This is a genomic window from Cellulomonas gilvus ATCC 13127, assembly GCF_000218545.1.
GTDB classification, from domain to species: Bacteria; Actinomycetota; Actinomycetes; order Actinomycetales; family Cellulomonadaceae; genus Cellulomonas; species Cellulomonas gilvus.
The window spans coordinates 743586-765361 of sequence record NC_015671.1 but is presented as its reverse complement, the minus strand read 5'-3'; the positions used below and the strand labels follow the sequence as shown (position 1 = coordinate 765361).

General features: G+C 72.7%; 22 protein-coding genes. 8 read left to right on the top strand and 14 right to left on the bottom strand.

Annotated features, from left to right (window positions below; genetic code table 11):
- Positions 1-6: 6 nt before the first annotated feature.
- Complete coding sequence (locus CELGI_RS03545; protein WP_013882740.1) at positions 7-522, top strand: tetratricopeptide repeat protein; 516 nt, start codon at positions 7-9, stop codon at positions 520-522.
- Between the two features lie 82 nt (positions 523-604).
- Positions 605-1000 (top strand): hypothetical protein, encoded by a 396-nt coding sequence (locus tag CELGI_RS17035; protein ID WP_169315132.1) that lies wholly within the window; start codon positions 605-607, stop codon positions 998-1000.
- Positions 1001-1081: 81 nt separating this feature from the next.
- Here CELGI_RS17035 and CELGI_RS16265 read toward each other — a convergent pair whose 3' ends face one another.
- From CELGI_RS16265 to CELGI_RS03510, 6 genes are all read right to left on the bottom strand, one after another.
- Complete coding sequence (locus CELGI_RS16265; RefSeq protein ID WP_049785511.1) at positions 1082-1483, bottom strand: DUF6228 family protein; 402 nt, start codon at positions 1481-1483, stop codon at positions 1082-1084.
- A 20-nt stretch (positions 1484-1503) separates the two neighbouring features.
- On the bottom strand, positions 1504-1731 hold the full coding sequence (locus tag CELGI_RS03530) for a hypothetical protein (protein WP_150104653.1): 228 nt from the start codon (positions 1729-1731) through the stop codon (positions 1504-1506).
- A 440-nt stretch (positions 1732-2171) separates the two neighbouring features.
- Positions 2172-2483: a hypothetical protein gene (locus CELGI_RS03525; RefSeq protein ID WP_013882737.1), complete on the bottom strand. Its 312-nt coding sequence runs from the start codon at positions 2481-2483 to the stop codon at positions 2172-2174.
- A 49-nt stretch (positions 2484-2532) separates the two neighbouring features.
- Positions 2533-3612 carry a redox-regulated ATPase YchF gene (gene ychF, locus CELGI_RS03520; RefSeq protein ID WP_013882736.1) on the bottom strand — a complete coding sequence of 360 codons (1080 nt, stop codon included), beginning with the start codon at positions 3610-3612 and terminating at the stop codon, positions 2533-2535.
- A 38-nt stretch (positions 3613-3650) separates the two neighbouring features.
- Entirely contained in the window at positions 3651-5207 is a 1557-nt protein-coding gene (locus CELGI_RS03515) for a hypothetical protein (RefSeq protein WP_013882735.1), read from the bottom strand.
- Complete coding sequence (locus tag CELGI_RS03510) at positions 5183-6055, bottom strand: ABC transporter ATP-binding protein (RefSeq protein WP_013882734.1); 873 nt, start codon at positions 6053-6055, stop codon at positions 5183-5185. Before CELGI_RS03510 ends, CELGI_RS03515 begins: the two co-directional genes overlap by 25 nt.
- A gap of 110 nt (positions 6056-6165) precedes the next feature.
- Between CELGI_RS03510 and CELGI_RS03505 the strand changes: the two genes are divergently transcribed.
- Entirely contained in the window at positions 6166-7575 is a 1410-nt protein-coding gene (locus CELGI_RS03505; RefSeq protein WP_013882733.1) for a DNA recombination protein RmuC, read from the top strand.
- A 31-nt stretch (positions 7576-7606) separates the two neighbouring features.
- Here CELGI_RS03505 and CELGI_RS03500 read toward each other — a convergent pair whose 3' ends face one another.
- Together CELGI_RS03500 and CELGI_RS03495 are read right to left on the bottom strand one after the other, a co-directional pair.
- Positions 7607-8629 (bottom strand): 4-hydroxy-3-methylbut-2-enyl diphosphate reductase, encoded by a 1023-nt coding sequence (locus CELGI_RS03500; protein WP_013882732.1) that lies wholly within the window; start codon positions 8627-8629, stop codon positions 7607-7609.
- A gap of 11 nt (positions 8630-8640) precedes the next feature.
- Positions 8641-9888 carry a hypothetical protein gene (locus CELGI_RS03495; protein ID WP_150104652.1) on the bottom strand — a complete coding sequence of 416 codons (1248 nt, stop codon included), beginning with the start codon at positions 9886-9888 and terminating at the stop codon, positions 8641-8643.
- An 81-nt stretch (positions 9889-9969) separates the two neighbouring features.
- Between CELGI_RS03495 and xseA the strand changes: the two genes are divergently transcribed.
- The 3 genes from xseA to CELGI_RS03480 all read left to right on the top strand — a co-directional run bounded on the left by xseA (position 9970) and on the right by CELGI_RS03480 (position 12625).
- On the top strand, positions 9970-11283 hold the full coding sequence (gene xseA, locus CELGI_RS03490) for an exodeoxyribonuclease VII large subunit (protein WP_013882730.1): 1314 nt from the start codon (positions 9970-9972) through the stop codon (positions 11281-11283).
- Positions 11284-11363: 80 nt separating this feature from the next.
- A complete protein-coding gene (locus CELGI_RS03485; protein ID WP_013882729.1) occupies positions 11364-11672 on the top strand; it encodes an exodeoxyribonuclease VII small subunit in 309 nt (102 codons plus the stop codon).
- A complete protein-coding gene (locus CELGI_RS03480; protein WP_013882728.1) occupies positions 11669-12625 on the top strand; it encodes a carbohydrate kinase family protein in 957 nt (318 codons plus the stop codon). Before CELGI_RS03485 ends, CELGI_RS03480 begins: the two co-directional genes overlap by 4 nt.
- A gap of 33 nt (positions 12626-12658) precedes the next feature.
- On the opposite strand, the gene CELGI_RS03475 is transcribed toward CELGI_RS03480, so the two are convergent.
- The 4 genes from CELGI_RS03475 to CELGI_RS03460 are packed head-to-tail and all read right to left on the bottom strand — an operon-like array spanning position 12659 to position 17013.
- The gene (locus CELGI_RS03475; RefSeq protein WP_013882727.1) at positions 12659-13921 is read right to left on the bottom strand and encodes an ABC transporter ATP-binding protein; all 1263 of its coding nucleotides are present in this window, start codon (positions 13919-13921) and stop codon (positions 12659-12661) included.
- Positions 13922-13937: 16 nt separating this feature from the next.
- Complete coding sequence (locus CELGI_RS03470; RefSeq protein WP_013882726.1) at positions 13938-14771, bottom strand: carbohydrate ABC transporter permease; 834 nt, start codon at positions 14769-14771, stop codon at positions 13938-13940.
- A complete protein-coding gene (locus CELGI_RS03465) occupies positions 14771-15724 on the bottom strand; it encodes a carbohydrate ABC transporter permease (RefSeq protein ID WP_013882725.1) in 954 nt (317 codons plus the stop codon). Before CELGI_RS03465 ends, CELGI_RS03470 begins: the two co-directional genes overlap by 1 nt.
- Positions 15721-17013 (bottom strand): sugar ABC transporter substrate-binding protein, encoded by a 1293-nt coding sequence (locus tag CELGI_RS03460; protein WP_013882724.1) that lies wholly within the window; start codon positions 17011-17013, stop codon positions 15721-15723. The genes CELGI_RS03465 and CELGI_RS03460 overlap by 4 nt, the downstream gene beginning before the upstream one ends.
- 142 nt (positions 17014-17155) lie before the next feature.
- Here CELGI_RS03460 and CELGI_RS03455 point away from each other — a divergent pair, with 142 nt between their 5' ends.
- The gene (locus CELGI_RS03455; protein WP_041574086.1) at positions 17156-17800 is read left to right on the top strand and encodes a carbonic anhydrase; all 645 of its coding nucleotides are present in this window, start codon (positions 17156-17158) and stop codon (positions 17798-17800) included.
- A 42-nt stretch (positions 17801-17842) separates the two neighbouring features.
- Complete coding sequence (locus CELGI_RS03450; RefSeq protein ID WP_013882722.1) at positions 17843-19261, top strand: class II fumarate hydratase; 1419 nt, start codon at positions 17843-17845, stop codon at positions 19259-19261.
- Between the two features lie 73 nt (positions 19262-19334).
- On the opposite strand, the gene CELGI_RS03445 is transcribed toward CELGI_RS03450, so the two are convergent.
- Positions 19335-20999 carry an MFS transporter gene (locus tag CELGI_RS03445; protein ID WP_013882721.1) on the bottom strand — a complete coding sequence of 555 codons (1665 nt, stop codon included), beginning with the start codon at positions 20997-20999 and terminating at the stop codon, positions 19335-19337.
- Positions 21000-21109: 110 nt separating this feature from the next.
- Entirely contained in the window at positions 21110-21742 is a 633-nt protein-coding gene (locus CELGI_RS03440; protein ID WP_013882720.1) for a PadR family transcriptional regulator, read from the bottom strand.
- Positions 21743-21776 lie beyond the last annotated feature (34 nt).

Sequence of the window (21776 nt, the reverse complement as noted above, 5' to 3'; positions counted from 1 at the left end):
GCGCGCATGAGCGCATCGATCGACCGCTGGGAGTCGTCCGTCTCTGAGCTCTGGGGCCGGTTCGACGCCCTCAGTCGCGACGCTGGTGTCGCGGCCATGCGCGAGCTCGCCGACGCCTGCCCGGTGGCCGATGGTCGCGCGGCGTTCGAGCTCGCGGGCATGTACGACTCAATGGGGTTCGAGGCGGAGGCCGGCGCCGAGTACGAGCGAGCGCTCGAGCTGGGTCTCGACGCGGCTCGGCATGCTCAGCTCGCGGTGCAGTACGGATCGACGCTGCGGAACCTCGGGCGCCTCGACGAGGCGATCGCCATCCTGCGTGCAGCCCCCACGCACGAGTCGACCGGGTCCGCTCCGCGTCTGATGCTGGCCCTGGCTCTCCACAGCGCGGGTCACCAGGATGAGGCCCTGCGTGTCGCCCTCGAGGCCCAGCTCGACTCATTGCCCCGCTACCAGCGTTCGATGCGCGCCTATGCCGCAGCGCTCACCGAGGCGGCGGCTCCGGACGATCCGCCCACACCTTGAAGCGGACCTCCACCACCGTCGAGCAGGACGACCGGGACTGCCCAACGACAGCGGGGGGCACGACGAGTCGCAGGACGACCACATGACGCAAGCCTTCGGCAGCCGAGGAGGCTCACCGTTCGTGGGAACCGTGGTCGAGACTGCGGTACGCCAGGATGAGCGCGTGGACTGGAGCGACGACAACCGCGAGCGGCTCGAGGTTGCTCTGACCGAGTCAGATGTCGTCGGGGTCCGCCTTTCCGCAATCGAGGGCGAAGCGGTCGACGTGCTGCTGCACGTGCTCGCACTCCCCGAATCTGGCCCGGTGGAGAACGACCCGCGCCGGATGCTGCGGTTCTGCGGTGTCGATGACGTCAGCGTCCTGCTGCGTCGCGTGACCAGTGACCGCGCCCGCGCCGGAGCTTCGCCCTTGCGTCGTCAAGGGTTGCGCTTGGCGCGGGCACGACCCGCACGACTGCCCGTTCCACGCCCGAGATGACGGGTGGGACCGGCAGTGGCTCCTGAAGCCGGAGTCGTACGCCAGCAAGGCGCGGACCCGGCACCGCCGAGAGACCAGCGACTACGGGCGCAGGAGCGCCGAAAGGTCGCGGGCGGCGTCGGCGAGCTGCTCGCCTGCGTCAAGCCGTAGCTCCGCCTCGACCCGCCAACCGCGTGGCTCGGCGGACTCCCAAAGCACGACCGAGAGGCGGACATGGCCGTCGTGTCTCGCCGCGATGCGCAGGTCGGCCTCAATGGACTCGAACACGCGCTCGCCGTCCCAACCTCGCCACGAGTCCGTCAATCCCTGGAAGTAGTCGGCCAGCCCCGCGAAGCCTTCGGCCCACCCCGTGTAGACCTGTCGGCTCGCGGACACATCCGGTCCCTTGACGCGAACTGTCAGGTAATCCACGAGCTTGCCGGGACCAGCAGGTTCGGCGAACGCAAGCCGCGTCCGTCCGTCGAAGATCTCAGCAGCCGTCACCGGGACATTCTGGCCTTCGGTCAGATCCAAGGTCGACCGAGTTCGTCGACGTGCGCGAGCAGGGCCGCGAACTCCTCCGGCGTCACGCCAGTGAGGGCGTGCAGGTCGTCCTCAAAGGTCGGGTCCAGGTGATACTTCGTGATGAACAAGCCCTGCCGGAGCATGAACATCTCCTCCGGCGCAACGACGAACTGACCATCCTCATCCCTATGCATGAGTATCCGGCTCCGATGCTCCTTCTGGGCCAACAACCCAGTTTCGGAACGAGTTCTCGTCTCCCGGCGGAAGGGGCAGGACGGTGGCCCGTCGCCAGATGATCCGTCCGTGCCCGCATACATGCGGCCCTTCGTACATCGGGAGGACATCACCAACCTGCACGCGTTCCCACTCCGGGATCATTCCTGGGAATGGGGGCACGACGACCACACGGACCTCGTCACCGGGTGCGACATGCTCACGTGAGAAGGCGAGCACAGGAGCGCCTGACTGATCTGGTGGTGTCATACCTGGCAGACCCCAGTTGGGGCGATAGGCGAACCGGGCCTCTGGGCCGGAGCCTCCTGCGAGGGGCGACTGCCTCCCACCTTCCGCTGCCGTCGTGAGGTGCAGCGCAACACCAAACGCGAAGGTCTCGAGAAGTTCCGGCACCAGGCAATCGTGCCCGATGAGACCCTCCTGGTGCAGTGATTCAGATGCCCGATCCCTCGGCGAACGGGCTGGGGTCGAAGTACTCACCCTCGTCCTCCGCGTACGCCATGTTGAGCGCCTCCACACTCCCGGCCCAGTCGCGGCCATCGAGTCGAAACCGGCCACCCACACGCTCTACCCGCAGGCCGTCGAACGACGTCGGAAGATCGAGACGGCGGACTCCGACAAACAACACGTCGATGCGGGTCGGGTGACCGTCGCTCCTGACGCTGCGCAGAAGCAACTGTGCATGGCCCACCGAGTACTTCCACATCTGGAAGTGGCGCTCGCTCTCGAACTCCGCGTTGTTCATAGGAGTCAGGATGCCGGAAACGTGCTCAGTCGAGCTGCGCGCGAGGCCGTCACGACTTATTGAAACGGAACTCCACCACGTCGCCGTCGTGCATGACGTAGTCCTTGCCCTCGATGCGGGCCTTGCCCGCCGAACGCGCGGCGGCCACCGAGCCGGACTCGACCAGGTCGGCGAACGAGATGACCTCGGCCTTGATGAAGCCCTTCTGGAAGTCGGTGTGGATGACACCGGCGGCCTGCGGGGCGGTCCAACCCTGGCGGATGGTCCAGGCGCGGGCCTCCTTGGGTCCGGCCGTGAGGTAGGTCTGCAGGCCCAGGGTGTGGAACCCGACGCGTGCGAGCTGGTCCAGGCCGGCCTCGTCCTGGCCGTTGGCCTCGAGCATCTCGCGGGCCTCGTCCTCCTCCAGCTCGGCGAGCTCGGACTCGAACTTGGCGTCCAGGAAGATCGCGTCGGCGGGTGCGACCAGCGCGCGCAGCTCGTCCTGCATCGCGGTGTCGGCCAGGCCGGCGTCGTCGGTGTTGAAGACGTAGATGAACGGCTTGGAGGTCATCAGCTGCAGCGCCCGGACCTGCTCGTCGTCGCCGAGGCCCGCGGCGAACAGCGTCTTGCCGGTCTGCAGCACCTCGAGCGCACGCTGCGCGGCGGCGAGGACCTCGGGGTCCGTCTTCTTGCCGCGCACCTCCTTCGCCAGACGCGGGATGGCGTTCTCGAGCGTCTGGAGGTCCGCGAGGATCAGCTCGGTGGAGATGATCTCGATGTCCTCGCGGGGGTTCACCTCACCCGCGACGTGCACCACGTCCGGGTCGGCGAACGCGCGCGTGACCTGGCAGATCGCGTCCGCCTCGCGGATGTTGGCGAGGAACTTGTTGCCGAGCCCCTCGCCCTCGGACGCGCCCTTGACGATGCCCGCGATGTCGACGAAGGACACCGTGGCCGGCACGATCCGCTCGGAGCCGAACACCTCGGCGAGCTGGTGGAGCCGCGGGTCGGGCAACGGCACGACGCCGACGTTGGGCTCGATCGTCGCGAACGGGTAGTTCGCGGCGAGCACCTGCGCGCGGGTCAGGGCGTTGAAGAGGGTGGACTTGCCGACGTTGGGCAGGCCGACGATGCCGATGGTGAGTGCCACGGCGGGCAAGTCTACGGGCGCGCGGACGCCCGGCCCGCCTACGCGAACGCGATGACGCGCTGAAGGAGCACGGGCGCCCGCTGGTCGAGCAGCCGTCCACCGACGCGCACGCCGACGACGACGCACGCCCCGCACACCACGGCGCCCACGGCGAGCGCGATCCACCCGAGCAGGGCCGACGACGTCGCGACGGCCACCCACGCGGGCACGACCACGGGCAGCGTCGCCGCCATGACCGCGAACGAGCCGACCATCTGCGACAGCATCGCGGACATCGAGGCGCCCTGGCGGGTCGCGAACGGGTTCTCCCCCGGCTGCTGCACGGGCTGGACCACCAGCGCGGACAAGATGCTCGCGCCGCCGTACGCGGCCCCGAGCACGCCGAGCGTCGCGCCGAGCAGCGCCGGCAGGTCCCGCGCGTGGCCCGTGAGTGCCGCCGTCACCACGGTGATCAGCAGCACGATCGGCGCCGAGAGCGTCGCGGAGGCGAGCACGCGGCCCAGCCGGTCCACGCGCCCCCGCACCCCCGCGCTGACGTGCGTCCAGAACGCCGAGCCGTCGTAGGAGACGTCCGACGAGACGCCCCAGCCGCACACGAACGCCGCGAACGGCCCCGCGAACAGCAGGATCCCCTCACCGCGGCCGACGACCCACAGCAGCACGGGGATGATCGGCACGATCGCGACTGCCATCGCGTAGCGGGGGTCGCGGACCCAGTAGACGAGGCACCGCGCGGTCACCGCACCCAGCGGTGTGGCGGGGAGCCGGCTGAACGGTCCGAGCCCGGCACGTGCGCCGGCGGCTTCCCGACGGGGCGGTGAGACGAGCGAGCGCGAGATCGCGCGGTCCCACACCACCAGCGCGAGCGCGAGCGTGGCCGCCGCGATCGCGAGCCGCGCGAGCGCGAGCAGCGGGCGACCCTGCGCGACGTCGGCCGGCGCCCCCCACGGCGCACCGAACGGCGTCCAGACGAGCACGTCGACGACCCCCGCGAACGTGTCCCGGTCCAGGCGGACGCTCGTGATGCCGGACAGCACGGGACCGATGCTCGCGACCGCCAGGACCGCGAGCGCGGCCGTCAGCTCGCGAGCGCGGCGCCGCGCGACCAGCGGCGCGGCCGCCGCGACCACGGCCCGGCCGCCGACGACCGCGACCCCGAGGCCCAGCACCGCGCCGACCAGCCCGACGAGCATCGCGAGCGGGTGCTTCCACCACGCGAGCCCGGTGGACAGCGCGACGATCGTCGTCAGCACGCCCATCACGCCCAGCAGCGCCGCGATCGACAGCCCCACGACGAGGCTGCGGCGCGGGATCGCGAACGTCGCGAACCGCTCGGGGTCGAGCGTCGCGTCGACGCCGAACGCAAGCAGCGGGACGAACCACCAGCCGGCCACGAGCAGCGACCCGAGCATGACGGTGACCGTCCGTTGCAGCGCGACGTCCTGCAAACTCACGGCCACCATCGCGGACACCACGAGCGCCGCGATGCCCAGGCCGTACAGCAGGCCGAACACCATGCCGACGACCTGCCACGGACTCCTGCGCAGCCCGTTGCGCAGCAGCGCGAGCTTCAGTCGGACGAGGTGCGCAACCACGCGAGCCCCTCCCCGCTGACGCGGCCGCCCACGAGCTCGACGAACCGGTCCTCCAGGCTCTGGCCCGCACGCACCTCGTCGACCGTGCCGGCGGCGAGCACGTGCCCACCGGACACGACTGCGACGTGGTCGCACATGCGCTGCACCAGGTCCATGACGTGCGACGAGACGATGACCGTCCCGCCCGAGGCGACGTAGCCGGCGAGGATGTCGCGGATGTTGGCCGCCGAGACCGGGTCGACCGCCTCGAACGGCTCGTCGAGCACCAGCAGTCGCGGCGCGTGCACCAGCGCGCACGCGAGCGCGACCTTCTTGGTCATGCCCGCCGAGTAGTCGACGACGAGCGTGCGGGCGTCACGGACCAGGTCCATCGCGACGAGCAGGTCGTGCGTGCGCTGCGCGGTGGTCTCGCGGTCGAGGCCGCGCAGGAGCCCCGCGTACGTGATGAGCTGCTCGCCGGTCAGCCGGTCGAACAGCTTGACGCCGTCCGGCAGCACGCCCAGGCGCGCCTTGCCCGCGACCGGGTCCTGCCACAGGTCGTGACCGTCGACCAGCACCGTCCCCGCGTCGGGCACGAGCAGGCCCGTGGCCATGGACAGCGTCGTCGTCTTGCCCGCGCCGTTGGGCCCGACGAGGCCGTAGAACGACCCCGCAGGCACCGTGAGGTCGATCCCGGCGACCGCGATCTTGTCGCCGAACCTGCGCCACAGGCCGCGCAGCTCGAGCGCGGGCGTCGCGCGGTGCGCTGCGTCCACGTGCTCGGGGCGGGCGGTGGGCAGCGTCCCGGGGGGCAGGCCCCCGGTCGGCACGGGCGGGTCGGTCACGTCGTCGGGCACGCGGGCCAGCATAGGGAGCCGCGGCGACGTGCGAGCACAGTGCCGGGGGTGCGTGCTCGCCCCGGGCCGACGTGTTGGGGCCCCGCGGATGTCTGTGGGTGCCCTGTGGCAGCGTGCGCGCCATGGATGGACAGGGGTGGGCTCTGGTGCTGGTGGCGCTGCTGGTCGGGCTCGCGGCGGGCGCCGCGGTCGCGTGGGCGGTCGCGGCGCACCGCAGCGAGCAGGCGGTGCGCACGGCACAGCTCGCGGCCGCCACCGCCGCGGCCCGGCTCGAGGCGGAGCGCACGGTCGCGGCCGAGCGGCTCGAGGCCGCACAGGCGGATGCGGGCCGCGCCGCCGAGCAGTTCCGCGCGCTCGCGGCGGACGCGCTCGCCCAGAGCTCGGAGCAGTTCCTGGCGCTCGCGTCTCAGCGGTTCGCGGCGGACCGGCAGACGCAGGTCGGCGAGCTGGCGCAGCGCGAGCAGGCGGTGCGTGCGCTCGTCGAGCCGATCGCCCGCACGCTGGACGACGTGCGTGGCCAGCTCGCGGCCGCGGACCGCGAACGTGCGCAGTCGCACGCAGCGCTGTGCGAGCAGGTCGACGCGATGCGCACCACGTCCGAGGGTGTGCGCACCCAGACCGCGCAGCTCGTGACCGCGCTGCGCGCCTCGCAGGTGCGGGGCCGCTGGGGCGAGATGCAGCTGCGCCGCGTGGTCGAGGCGGCGGGGATGCTCGCGCACGTCGACTTCGTCGAGCAGGAGCAGGTCCGCACGGACGACGGGTTGCAGCGTCCGGACATGGTGGTGCGCCTCGCGGGCGGCAAGCAGGTGGTGGTGGACGCGAAGGTCGCGTTCCTCGGCTACCTGGAGGCCAGCGAGGCCACCGACGAGCGTGTGCGGGCCGAGCGCATGGCCGCGCACGTCCGGCACGTGCGCGCCCACGTCGACGCGTTGGCGGCCAAGCGGTACTGGGAGCAGTTCACCCCGGCGCCCGAGTTCGTCGTCATGTTCGTCCCCGCGGAGGCGTTCCTGCACGCGGCGCTCGACCTGGACCCGACGATCTGGGAGTACGCCGCCGAGCGCAACGTGGTGCTCGCGACCCCGACGACGCTGCTCGCGCTGCTGCGCACCGTCGCGTACGCGTGGCGCCAGGAGACGCTCGCCGCGAACGCGCAGGCGGTTCTCGACCTGGGCAAGCAGCTGCACGGCCGGCTCGCGACGCTGGGCGGGCACCTGTCACGGCTCGGCCGCTCGCTCGACGCGGCAGCCACCGCCTACAACCAGACCGTCGGGTCGCTCGAGACGCGCGTGCTCGTCAGCGCGCGACGCTTCGCGGACCTGGGCGTGGTGGACTCCGACCTGGACATGCCGGTCCCCGTGAACCCCCGGCTGTCGTCGGTCAGCGCACCCGAGCTGCTCGCCTCGGCGCAGGACGTGCTGGTCGCGCTCGACGGGTTCGACACCGCCGCGGCACGCGACGCCGCCGCGCTCGCGGACCAGGCCGCGCCGCAGGACGACCTCGCGGGCGAGCCCCGGAGCGCGCCCGGCGCATGACACCCGCTCGGCCGCCGCGAGGGTCGGGACCTCAGACCGGGGTGACGTCCAGCGTGCGACGGCTCTCGCGGCGCGGACGCGCGGGTGCGGCGCCGGCGGCCTTGAGGTCGGCGCGCAGCTCACGCGGCAGCGAGAACATGAGGTCCTCGGTGGCCGTGCGCACCTCCTCGACCTCGCCGAAGCCCAGGCCGGCCAGCGCGTCGAGCACGTCCCGGACCAGGATCTCCGGCACCGACGCGCCGGACGTGACCCCGACCGTCGTCGCGCCGTCGAACCACGCCGGGTCGAGCTCGGCGGCGACGTCGATCCGGTAGGACGCGCGGGCGCCCGACTCGAGCGCGACCTCCACGAGGCGTACGGAGTTCGACGAGTTCGCCGAGCCGACGGTGATGACGACGTCGCAGTGCGGCGCGATCTTCTTCACCGCGACCTGCCGGTTCTGCGTGGCGTAGCAGATGTCGTCGCTGGGCGGGTCCTGCAGCGCGGGGAACTTCTCACGCAGGCGGCGGACGGTCTCCATGGTCTCGTCCACGGACAGCGTGGTCTGGGAGATCCACACGACGCGCTCGGGGTCCCGCACCTCGACGGAGTCGACCGCGGCGGGCGAGTTCACCACCTGGATGCGGTCCGGCGCCTCACCCTGCGTGCCCTCGACCTCTTCGTGACCGTCGTGGCCGATGAGCAGGATGTCGAAGTCCTCGCCCGCGAAGCGCACGGCCTCCTTGTGCACCTTGGTCACCAGGGGGCACGTGGCGTCGATGGTCTGCAGCGAGCGCGCTGCGGCCGCGGCGTGCACCGCGGGCGAGACGCCGTGCGCCGAGAACACGACGCGTGCACCTTCGGGCACCTCGTCGGTCTCGTGCACGAAGATCGCACCGCGCGCGGCGAGCGTCTCGACGACGTACTTGTTGTGCACGATCTCCTTGCGCACGTACACCGGGGCGCCGTAGTGCTCGAGGGCCTTCTCCACCGCGACGACGGCGCGGTCCACACCGGCGCAGTAGCCGCGGGGCGCGGCGAGCAGCACCCTCTTGGTCGTCTCGGGAGCAGTCACGACGTCCGAGTCTACGTGGCGGCGACGGACACCGTGAGGTGGGACTTGTCCTGCTCGACCCAGCCCGGTGCGCCGGCGGCGACCCGCACCAGGGACACGACGCGCACGGCCTGCGCGCACGACCCACGGACGCGGAACCGGATGTCGACCACGACCTCGTCGTGATGCACCGCGCGGCTGACGACGTGGCGTGCCCAGGTGCGGTCGCCGGGCGCGAGCTGGACGCACCCGGACGGGAGCGCGGCACCGTCGACGCCCCGGACGGCGAGGGACCCGACGAACACCGACCGGTCGCCGCCGGTCGCGACGTCGCGCGCGCGGCACGGGCTGACGCCCAGCTGCTGGCCCGAGCAGGTCGTGACCCGGAAGGTGGCCTGCGCGCGGAGCCACCGCCCGGGCCCGTCCTGCGCCGCGACGGGTGGCGGTAGCGCCACCTCGACGCGGTTGACCGTCGGCCCCGCTGCGGAGGACGGCTCGAGGCGCTCGAGCGCGGCGTCGAGCCGCCCGCCCACGCACCCGTCGGGGCGCAGGCCCGCGCCGCGCTGCTCACGCCAGACGCACTGGACGGCCGAGCCCGGGTGCGCCAGGGGTGCGGACACGGACAACGTGCCCGGCCGGGCCAGCACCAGGCGCAGCGGAGCGGCGCTCCACGACTGGGCCCCCCACGTGCCGAAGCACCAGTACCGTCCGGGCTGCGTGAACTCGAACGTGGCACGCACCACGGCGTCGTGGTCCTCGCCCGGCAGCACGTTGCGCAGCGACGCCATCCAGTCCAGCGAGCCGGCGGCCTCCGAGCGCGACGTGTAGGCCCAGCGCGTGGGCGGCACGGTGCTGCGTGCGTGCCCGGTCCGCCGGTTGTAGGTCTCGGCCTGCACGCACCGGACCTTCCACGTGGCCATCGCGAGCGGTGCCGGCCCGTCGGTGCGTCCGGCGCGCCCCGCCGGAACCCCCGCGAGCCGGGTGGGCACGCGCAGCACCACGCGGCGCTTCTCACCGGCGGCACCCACCCGGACCTGGACGCCGCTGCCCTCGAGCGCGCCGTACCGCGTGGTGGGCGCGCGGCCCACGGTGAGCTCCGGCGTGCGGGCCGCGGTGCCGAACTCGTGCGAGACGGCGGGCGACGGTGCGAGCGTCTCGGGCGTGACGATCGCGGCCGGGACCCCGGTCAGCGGGCCGGGCAGCAGCATGGAGACCACCGTGCCGACCAGCGTGGAGACGGCTGCGGCGATCGGTGATCGTCGGGGCCGCGTCACTCGCACGAGCCCGCACGGTAGTGCCTGCCGCCGTGCACGCGACCATCGAGCCCCGCGAGTCCGGCCGACACGCGGGGTGTCGGCGCGATGGTGCACCCTGATCGGGTGAACGCACCGAGCAGTCGGCCCGACGAGGGCGCCGGGACCGGGGACGCGGGCGGCGAGACGCGCGCGCCGCGGGGAGCGCTGCCGCTGCGTGCCGGCGACACGACGGCGGACCGTCCGTGGCCCGTGCGCCACCTCGCCCCCAAGATCGCCGACTACATCGCGCGGATGCCGCCCGTGTGGATCGAGGGGCAGGTGCTCGACCTCAAGCGCTGGAACTCGACGTGCTTCCTGACGCTGCGGGACACGGACGTCGACATGTCGATCGCGGTGACGACGAGCGCGGCGGCGGTCGCGCGGCTGGGCAAGGGAGTGGGCGACGGCGCGCACCTGGTGGTGCACGCGCGCCCGAGCTACCACCTCAAGCGCGGCAGCCTGTCCTTCGCGGCCGACGACGTGCGCCTGGTGGGCCTGGGCGAGCTGCTCGCCCGCATCGAGCACCTCAAGCGCGTCCTGGCGTCCGAGGGACTGTTCGACGAGGACCGCAAGCGTCGCCTGCCGTTCCTGCCGGCGGTCGTGGGGCTGGTGTGCGCGCAGCAGGGCGACGCCGAGCACGACGTGGTCTCGAACGCGCGGGCCCGCTGGCCCGCGGTGCGGTTCGAGATCCGGCGCGTCACGGTCCAGGGCCCGCGCGCGGTGCCCGAGGTGAGTGCGGCCATCGCCGAGCTGGATGCCCGCCCCGAGGTCGAGGTGATCGTCGTCGCACGTGGTGGTGGCGCGTTCGAGGACCTGCTCCCGTTCAGCAACGAGGCGCTGGTCCGCGCCGCCGCGGCATGTCGCACGCCCCTGGTGAGCGCGATCGGGCACCACATGGACGCGCCGCTGCTGGACCTGGTGGCGGACCTGCGTGCCTCGACTCCCACCGACGCGGCCAAGCGCATCGTGCCGGACGTCGCCGAGGAACGGGCGCGCGTCGCCCAGGCGCGCCTGCGCACGCGCGCGGCGCTCACGCAGCGCATCGCGCGCGACCAGAGCACGCTCGACCACCTGCGCAGCCGTCCCGCGCTCGCGCGACCGACGAGCCTGGTGGATGCGCACGAGGCGCGGGTGCACGCGCTGCGGGACTCGGCCCGGCGCACGCTCGCGCACCTGCTGGACCGGGCCGCGGCCGAGACGCGCGGCCTCGCTGGCCACGTGAGGGCGCTGTCCCCCGCCGCGACGCTCGACCGCGGCTACGCGGTGGTGCAGCGCACCGACGGCGCAGTGGTGCGCGGTCCCGACGACGTGACCGTGGGCGACGCGCTGCGCGTCCGCGTCGCACGGGGTGAGCTCGCCGCCGAGGTGACGCGCACCTGACGTCCGCGCTGAGGGGGCCCAGGCGCGCTCCGGCCGCGACGTGACGCGGGGCGTGGGCGCCGTCTGGTTGACTGACCGCCGTGCCGAAGCAGACCACGCGCGCGACGAACGAGTCGGCCGCGAGCCCCGCAGCGGACCCGGCCGCGGGGGTCGCCGAGCTCAGCTACGAGCAGGCGCGCGACGAGCTCGTGACCGTCGTGGCGCGGCTCGAGAGCGGCGCCGAGTCGCTCGAGGAGTCGCTGGCGCTGTGGGAGCGCGGCGAGGCGCTCGCCACGCGCTGCCAGCAGTGGCTGGACGGGGCACGTGAGCGGCTGGCGGCCGCACGTGGCGAGGGTGCCGCGGGCGGGCAGACGGTGACCACCGACGACGGGACGGGCAGGGACGCATGACGCAGCACGCAGGCGAGCACCCGGACGACGCACGCGCGCAGCGCGCGCTCGTGATCGGCGAGGCGTTGATCGACGTGGTGGCCCGCGCGGACGGGTCCCGCGAGGACCACCCCGGGGGCAGCCCGGCGAACGTCGCGCTCGGGCTCGGCCGCCTGGGCCGCGCGGTGGACCTGCTGACCTGGCTGGGCGACGACGCCGCGGGCGAGCAGGTGCGCCGTCACCTGGCGGCCTCGCACGTGCACGTCCTCACGGGCGACCGGGTCGCGGCCCGGACGCCGCGCGCGACGGCCCACCTGGACGCCGCGGGCGTCGCGACGTACGAGTTCGACCTCGAGTGGGACCTGCCGTCCACGTGGGACGGCGACGACGTCGCCCCGCTCGTCGCGCACACCGGATCGATCGCGGCGGTGCTCGAGCCGGGTGCCGGCCGCGTCGCCGAGGTCATGGCACGTCTGCGGCCCACGTCGACCGTCACCTACGACCCGAACCTGCGGCCGGCCCTCATGGGCAGCCCCGCGCACGCGCTGCCGTACGTGGACGCGATGGTCGCGCTCGCCGACGTGGTCAAGGTCAGCGACGAGGACCTCGCGTGGCTGCACCCCGGTGTGGCGCCCGCCGAGATCGCCGAGGAGTGGACCCGGCGCGGGCCCGCGGTCGTGGTCGTGACGCACGGTGGCGAGGGCGCGTTCGCCGCCACCGCGGCGGGCGCGCGTCTGCAGGTCGCCGCACCGCGTGTCACGGTCGCGGACACGGTGGGCGCGGGCGACTCGTTCATGGGCGGGCTGGTGGACGGCCTGTGGTCGGCCGGCCTGCTCGGCGCCGACCGCCGCGACGCGCTGCACGACGTCGACGCGACGACCGTCGAGGACGTCCTGGCGCGGTGCGCACGGATCGCGGCGATCACCGTCTCGCGCGCGGGTGCCAACCCGCCGACGAGCGCCGAGCTCGGCTGACACCCGACCGCACCGGTCGGGAGCGGCCGCCGCTCAGCTCCGGGCCGCGGCGCCCTCACGCGCCTGGGCCCGCTCGAGCGACGCCCGACGGTCGGCCTCGTTCTGCTCGTCGAGCGCCCGGGCCAGGTCAGGGTCGAACGTGAGGTTCTCGCCCGTCTCGGGGTCGAAGACCATGAGCTTGGCGGGGTCGAACCACAGCGTCGCGTCCGACCCGTCCCGGATCCGGGACTCGGAGTCGATCGCGACGACGAGCTGCGTGCGCATGCCCTCGCCGTCCAGGTCCCGGTCCAGCTCCTCGAGCTTGCCCGCGACCTCGGGGCTCGTCTCGAACGGGATGTAGGCGTACAGGTCCGAGCCCAGCCACTCGGTGACGTCCACCTCGGTGTCGAACGTGGTCCCGGCGTCCCGCTTGGCGTCCTCGAGCAGGCTCGCGTCCGCGAAGTGCTCGGGCCGGATGCCCACGATGACGATCCGCCGGTCCCCGATGCGCGCGCGCAGGTCGTCGGACAGGGACACCTGGGCGAACGGCAGCCGCAGCGTGTCCCCGTCGACCTCGCCGGGCAGGAAGTTCATGGGCGGCGAGCCGATGAACCCGGCGACGAACAGGTTGACGGGCTGGTCGTACAGCCCACGCGGGGAGGCGACCTGCTGGAGCTCGCCCTTGCGCAGCACGGCGACGCGGTCGCCGAGCGTCATGGCCTCGGTCTGGTCGTGCGTGACGTAGACCGTGGTGGTGCCGAGGCGGCGCTGCATGCGGGCGATCTCGGTGCGCATCTGCCCGCGCAGCTTGGCGTCCAGGTTGGACAGCGGCTCGTCGAACAGGAACGCGTTCGCCTCGCGCACGATCGCGCGGCCCATCGCGACGCGCTGCCGTTGACCACCGGACAGGTTGGCCGGCTTGCGCTGCAGGTGGTCCTGCAGCTCGAGCGTGCTCGCGGCGTGCTCGACCTTCTCGCGGATCTGTTCCTCGGTGAACTGTCCCTTGGTCAGCCGCAGCGGGAACGCGATGTTCTCGAACACGGTCAGGTGCGGGTAGAGCGCGTAGTTCTGGAACACCATCGCCAGGTGCCGGTCCCGCGGCGCCTTGTCGTTGACGCGCTCGCCGCCGATCATCAGGTCGCCCGAGGTGATGTCCTCGAGGCCCACGATCATCCGCAGCAGCGTCGACTTCCCGCAGCCGGACGGGCCGACCAGGATCACGAACTCGCCGTCCGCGATGTCCAGGCTCACGCCCTTCACGGCCGGGAAGCCGTCGCCGTACTGCTTGACGATGTCCTTGAGGGTGATGGCAGCCATCGACAGTTCTCCTTGATCAGCCCTTGACGGCGCCCTGGGTCAGGCCGGACACGATCTGGCGCTGGAACAGCAGCACCAGGATGACGACGGGGACGGTCACGACGACGGCCGCGGCGGAGATCGCGCCGGTCGGCTCCTCGAACTGCGACGCGCCCGTGAAGAACGCGAGCGCCGCGGGGACGGGCCGCGCCGCGCTGGTCGACGTGAGCGAGATGCCGTACACGAAGTCGTTCCACGCGATGAAGAACGCGATCAGCGCGGTGGTGAACACGCCCGGCGCCGCGAGCGGCACGATCGCCTTGCGGAACGCCTGCCAGCTGGTGGCACCGTCGACCTGGGCGGCCTGCTCGAGCTCCCACGGGATCTGCCGGAAGAACGCGGCGAGCGTCCAGATGGAGATCGGCAGCGTGAGCGACAGGTACGGGATGATCAGGCCGAGCCACGTGTCGTACAGGCCGATGTTGCGCCACAGGTTGAACAGCGGTGTGACGATCGAGATGACCGGGAAGATCGAGACGCCGAGCGCGGTCGCGAGCACCAGCCGCTTGCCCGGGAAGTCGAGCCTCGCGATCGCGTACGCCGCGAGCGTCGCGAGGACCACGGCGACGAACGTCGCGATCAACGAGATGCCGATCGAGTTGCGCAGCGCGGGCAGGAACAGGTCCTTGGCCGAGCCGGTGAGGATCTGCTCGTAGTTCGTCGTGGTCCACGTCGTCGGCCAGAACGTGCCGAGGTTCAGCTGGCTCGGCAGCTTGAACGACGTCGCGACGATCGAGAGCACGGGCAGCAGCGCCCACACCAGCACGAAGACCGTGATGGCCGCCCAGGCGACCTTGAGCCGTCCGGACATCAGCTCTCCCCCCTCGCGCCGGCCAGATCGACCTTGAACAGCTTGATCGCGACGTAGCAGATGCCGATCACGCACAGGAACAGCAGCACCGAGATGGCCGAGCCGAGGCCGATCTCGAGCCGCCCGATCGACGTGCGGTACGCGAGCAGCGAGAGCACCGTGGTGCCGTTCGCGCCGTTGGTCATGATGAAGACGTTGTCGAAGATGCGGAACGCGTCCAGCGCGCGGAACAGGACCGCGACCATGATCGCGGCGCGCATGTTCGGGATGAGCACACGCTGCAGGCGCTGCCACCACGTGGCGCCGTCCACCTGCGCGGCCTCCTCGAGCTCGGTGGGGACCTGGGCGAGGCCCGCGAGCAGCAGGAGCGAGATGAACGGGGTGGTCTTCCAGATCTCGGAGGCCATGATCACGAACAGGCTCGTGCCCTGGTGCGCGAACCAGTTGAGGTCCTCGTCGATGCCCGGCAGCCACGCGAACCAGTGGTTGACGAAGCCCGAGCTGATGTCGAACGCGTAGAACCACGCGAACGCCGAGACGACCGTGATGATGCCGTAGGGCACCAGGATCGCCGTGCGCAGCACACCCCGCAGCGCCTTGACCGCGCGGTGCATGACGAGCGCCAGCGCGAAGCCCAGCACCAGCTCGACGAGCACCGTGACGATCGTGATGACGGTGGTCACCAACAGCGCCTGCCAGAACACCGGGTCGCTCAGCACCACCGCGTAGTTCTGGCCGCCGTTGAAGGCCTGGTCGTCGGGCGCGGTCAGCCGGTAGGAGAACAGCGAGTCGTAGAACGCCTGCAGGATCGGGTAGATGGTGACGGCGATCATCACGACGAACGCGGGGCCGGCCAGCAGCCACCCCAGACGTGCCTCGTCGCGTGAGCGGGCGCTGCGGGCGGTCTTGGGGCTGCGGCCCGTCGACGCCGGGGCCCGGCTCGTGGTGGTCACAGCAACGCCTCCCCTCGGAGCACCGCGGTGATGAAGTCGGACGACCGCTGCGGCGTGGTCGCCGGGTCGACGTCCGCGGGGGCGTGCCAGGTCTCCTGCAGCCCCACCGACACCTCGTTGTAGTACGGCGTCTGGGGGCGTGGCGCGGCCTGCTCGAGCGACTCCCGGATCACGTCCGCCATCGGGAACGCCTTGCGCACCTCGGCGTCGTCGTACGCCTTCACCGATGCGGGCGGGTTGCCGTTCGTCGCGAAGTAGTACGACTGGTTCTCGGGCGTGACGATGCACTGCGCCGCCTCGAACGCGAGGTCGGTGTGCGCGCTGAACGCACCGACGCCCAGGCTGATCCCGCCGTACGGCGGCCGGGCGTCCTGGCCCTCGGTCACCTGCGGGTACAGCGCCCAGCCGATGTCGTCGACGAGCCCGGGGTCGAGCGTGCCCTCCTCGACCGCGGCGTTGGTCGCGGACCACACGAACGGCCAGTTGACCATGAACGACCCCCGGTCGGACTGGAACAGGGCCATCGACGCGTTCTCGTCGGCGGTCGGCAGGCCCGGCCCCGCGAGCCCGTCCCGGCCGATGGTGCCGATGACCTCCGCGGCCGCCTTCCCGGCGTCCGACTCGAGGCCGAGCGTCAGCTCGTCCGCCGGGGCCTCGGGGTTCTCCAGGACGTGCCCGCCCGCGGACTCCACGAGCGCGTTGATCCACACCGTGAGCGACTCGGCCTTGGCGCCCTGCACCCCGAGCAGCTTGTCCTGGTCGCGCGCGGCGTCCATGACCTGCTGCCACGTGACCGGCGTCTTGGCCGGGTCCAGCCCCGCCTCCTGCGCCACGGACTTGCGGTACCAGAGCAGCTGCGTGTTCGCCCAGAACGGGATCGCGACGAGCTCGTCCTTCCACGTCGCGCCGTCGAGCGCACCCTGGACCACGTCCTTGCTCACCGCGTCGGCGACCTCGGGCGGGATGGGTGCCAGGAAGCCGGGCTCCGCGAGCTCGGGGATGAACGGCGGGTCCAGGCTCATGAGGTCGATCGACGCGTCCCGCGCCGCGAGCCGGCGCGCGAGCTGCTCGCGCTGCGACGCGGCGTCGCGCGGCAGGACCGACGTCTCGATGCGGTACGCACCGCCCGCCGCCTCGGTGCAGCGCTGCGCGATCTCGACCTGCCCGCCGTTGTCCGGGTTGATGTACCAGGACAGGACCGGCGGTCCCTGCTCGCTCGCACAGGCCGCCAGCGGCATCGCCAGCGCGATCGTCGCGGTGACCGCGAGCCCGCGAGTGCGTCGTCGCACGGTGTCCCCCCGTCGGATGGCGTCGTTGCGTCCTGGGAACCTGTGTAACCCGTCCGGCCGCACCTCGCCTCTCGAACGGGCCGCGCACGCGCCCGGTCCACGGATCGGGAGCGGCGCGCGCATGAGACGACGCGCTGTCACCATGGGGCGCGTGACGACGCCCCTGACACCGGCCGAGGCCTGGTCCGAGCTCCAGTCCGGCAACGCGCGCTTCGTGAGCGGCGCGATGCAGCACCCGTCGCAGGACGTCGGCCGGCGGGCCGAGGTCGAGCACTCCCAGCACCCGTTCGCGGTGCTGTTCGGCTGCTCGGACTCGCGCGTCGCGGCCGAGATCATCTTCGACCGAGGCCTGGGCGACCTGTTCGTCGTCCGCACGGCCGGGCACGTCCTGGACACCACCGTGATCGGCTCGATCGAGTACGGCGTCGAGGTGCTGGGCGCACCGCTCGTGGTCGTGCTCGGCCACGACTCGTGCGGCGCCGTCGCGGCCGCGGCCGATGCGCTGGCCCAGGGCAGCCTCCCGCCCGGGTTCGTGCGCGCGGTCGTGGACCGGGTCATCCCGAGCATCGTCGGCATGATCTCCGCGGGTGAGCCGCTGTCGAACGTCGACGCCGCGGCCCTCGGGCACGAGCACGTCAAGCACACCGTCCGCATGCTGCAGGGCTACTCGGTCTCGCTCGCCGAGGCCGTCGCCGAGGGGCGGTGCGCGATCGTCGGGCTCGAGTACGCGCTCGCCGACGGCCGGGTGCGCGTCGCCGAGGTGGTCGGGGACATCGGCGCGGCCTGACCGGCCTCCGGCAGCCCCGCCGCGTGCGGCAGGATGGGCCGCATGACTTCTGCGCTCCCCGACGACGGCGTCGAGTACCGGATCGAGCACGACACGATGGGTGAGGTCCGCGTGCCCGCGGCCGCCCTCTACCGCGCGCAGACGCAACGCGCGGTCGAGAACTTCCCGATCTCCGGCAGCGTGCTGGAGCGCGGGCACATCGAGGCCCTCGCGCGCGTCAAGAAGGCCGCCGCGCGCGCCAACGCCGAGCTCGGCGTGCTGCCGCAGGACGTCGCGGCGGCCATCGTCGGCGCGGCCGACGAGGTGGCGGCCGGGCTGCACGACGCGCACTTCCCCGTGGACGTCTACCAGACGGGCTCGGGCACCAGCTCGAACATGAACACCAACGAGGTCATCGCGACGCTCGCCACGCGCGCGCTGGGCGCCGACGTACACCCCAACGACCACGTGAACGCGTCGCAGTCCTCCAACGACGTGTTCCCGACGAGCGTGCACGTCGCCGCGACCGCGGGCGTGGTGCGCGACCTGGTCCCGGCGCTCGAGCACCTCGCCGGCGCGCTGCAGGACAAGGCGCAGGCCTGGTCGGGCGTCGTGAAGTCCGGCCGCACGCACCTCATGGACGCCACGCCCGTGACGCTCGGTCAGGAGTTCGGCGGGTACGCCGCCGCGATCCGCTACGGCATCGAGCGCGTGCAGGCGGCCCTGCCGCGTGCGGCCGAGGTCCCGCTCGGCGGCACGGCCGTCGGCACCGGGATCAACACGCCCGCGGGCTTCCCGCAGCGCGTCATCGAGCTGCTGCGCGAGGACACAGGCCTCCCGCTGACCGAGGCGCGCGACCACTTCGAGGCGCAGTCCGCACGCGACGGGCTGGTCGAGCTGTCCGGTGCGCTGCGCACCATCGCCGTGAGCCTGACGAAGATCTGCAACGACCTGCGCTGGATGGGCTCGGGCCCCAACACGGGCCTGGGCGAGATCGCGATCCCCGACCTGCAGCCCGGGTCCTCGATCATGCCCGGCAAGGTCAACCCGGTCATCCCCGAGGCGGTCCTCATGGTGGGAGCCCGCGTGATCGGCAACGACGCGACGGTGGCGTGGGCCGGCGCGTCGGGCTCGTTCGAGCTCAACGTGCAGATCCCGGTCATCGCGTCGGCCGTGCTCGAGTCGGTGCGCCTGCTCGCCAACGCGAGCCGCGTGCTCGCGGACAAGACGATCGTCGGCCTGGTGGCCCACGAGGAGCGCGCGCGTGCGTTCGCCGAGTCCTCGCCGTCGATCGTCACGCCGCTCAACCGCGTGATCGGGTACGAGGCCGCGGCGAAGATCGCCAAGCACGCGGTCAAGCACGGGATCACGATCCGGCAGGCCGTGGTGGACCTGGGCTACGTCGAGCGCGGCGAGGTCACGCCTGAGCAGCTCGACCAGGCGCTGGATGTCCTGAGCATGACGCGTCCGCCGCAGGCCTGACCGCCCGACGGCAGCACGCGAGGCCGGTCACCGCAACCGCGGTGACCGGCCGGGACCGGCGGTGACGCGCGGCTCAGGCGTCCGCGACTGCCTCCCGGCGGTCCTTGGCCGGCTGCACCTGGCCCGGCGCGTGCGGGCGGACCGCGTGCATCGCCAGCGCGGCGCCCAGGCCCAGGACCAGGAGCGCCGCCGTCAGCAGCAGCGTCTGGCTCACCGCGGTCGAGAACCCCGCGTGGATCGCGTCGAGCGCGGCCGCGCGGATCTGCTCGGCCAGCCCGTCCGGGACCCCGGCGGGCAGCGGGAGGTCGGCCGGCGAACCGCCCGAGACCTGCGACGCGTCCACCCCGGCGAGCGCCTCGAAGAACGGCGCGCGCGCCTCCTGCGGGAGCCCCGCCGCCGCGTCCTGGGCGGCGGCCGGGATCGCGGACGCCAGACGCGACGTGAGCATCGCGACCACCGCGGCCGAGCCGACGACGCCGCCGATCTGCCGCGTGGTGTTGAAGGCCCCGGCGCCCGCACCCGCGGTCCGCTGGTCGAGGCCCGACGTCGCCGCGGAGGCGAGCGGCGAGAAGAGCAGCCCGGTGCCGATGCCGAACAGGGTCATCGGCAGGACCAGGTGCCACACCGCCGCGTCGGGCTCGATGACCAGCGTCAACCAGGCCACGACCACCACCAGGATCGCGAACCCGGCCGCGACGACCCACTTGGCCGGGATCCGGTCCGAGAGCCTGCCCGCGAACGGCGCCACGACGCCGGACAGCAGCGACCCACCCGCCCCGACCAGCGCAGCACGCAGCGGCGAGAGCCCGAGGACCAGCTGCAGGTAGATCGTGAACGGGAAGAAGATCCCCGTCATCGCGAACGTCACCGCGAAGCCCGCCGCGTTCGCGAGCGAGAAGTTGCGGACCGTGAACAGCCGCAGCGGCAGCAGCGCGTCGTCGCCCAGGCGGCGCTGCCACCACACGAACGCACCCAGGACCAGCGCACCCGCGGCGATCATGAGCCAGACGACCAGGCCCCAGTCGAACGTCTCCCCCTCCTGCAGGCCGAACACCAGCAGGAACATCCCGACGACGGACAGCACCACGCCCACGACGTCGAACGTGCGGGCGTGCGTGGGCAGCGTGGGCAGGTGGCGCAGCGACAGCCAGAGCGCGACCACGCCCACCGGCACGTTGATGAAGAAGATGTACTCCCAGCCGACCGTCTCCACGAGCAGGCCGCCCAGCACCGGGCCGGTGATCGTCGCGACGCCCGCGACCGCACCCCAGATGCCCATCGCGGCGCCGCGACGTGCGGGCGGGAAGACGCGCGTGATCATCGACATGGTCTGCGGCGTCATGAGCGCCGCCCCGATCCCCTGCAACGCGCGGGCGGCGATCAGCAGGCCGATCGAGTCCGCGAGCCCGCACAGCAGCGACGTCAGCGTGAACACGACGAGGCCGACGACGAACACGGGCCGCGGGCCGAACCGGTCGCCCAGGCGACCCGTCACGAGCAGCAGCACCGCGAACGTGAGCAGATAGGCGCTGTTGACCCAGCCGACGGCCGTGATCGACGTGTCGAGGTCCGTGACCAGCCGAGGGACCGCGATGTTCACGATCGTGGTGTCGAGCATGATCATGAAGAACCCGAGGCACAGCGGGGGCAGGATGCTCCACGGGCTGCGCCCCTGGAGGTCGGCGAGGCCGCCGTGGTGGGGCGGTGCGGCGGGTCCGGTGGGCGTGCGTTCAGACATGGGGGGCCTCTCGGGACGAGGCACCGGGCTGGAGCGCGGTGCCGATCGGGGGCTCGACGGAGCGTAGGTGCGGGTACCGACACCGCCGTGCCGGGCGCCGCGGTGCGGCGTCAGGCGCCGCTCGGCGGGACTGCGTCGGGCGTGCTCCGGGCACGCAGGCGCGCTCGGACGAACTCGTCGGGCTTGGGCTCCCCCCACCCGAGGCGACCGGCGGCGAGGTCGTCGAGCGCCGCCGCGAGCCACGGCACGCGCGCGTCGAGCAGCGCGAGCTCGTACTCGACGTCCAGCAGGTAGCGACGCGGCAGACCGAGCCCGCGCAGCTCGTCGTACCGGGCGCGCAGCGCGTCGCGGTGCGCGGACTCCCGGTCCAGACGACGGCGCAGCTCGCGCTGCACGAGGTCCGCGGGCAGGTGGTGCGCCTCGGACAGGCCCACCGGCAGCAGGGGGTGCTCCGCGTGCTCGTCACCCAGCAGGTGCGCGAGCTGCTCGGCGAACGCGGCACGTCCCTCGTCGGTCAGCCGGTACGTCGTGCGCTCGGGGCGGCGCCCCGCACGCTCCGTGCCCGCGGCCTCCACCAGGCCGTCGCGCTCGAGGCGTTCGACCCCGTGGTAGACCGCGCCGGCGTTGACGCGGACCAGCCGCGTGCTGCCGCGCTGCACGAGCGTCTGGTGCAGCTGGTACGGGTGCATCGGCTGCTCGTGGAGCAGCGACAGGAGCATGACCGCGACCGCCGACAACGCCACGTGCGACCTCCGATCTGCTCCCGACGAAATGTTC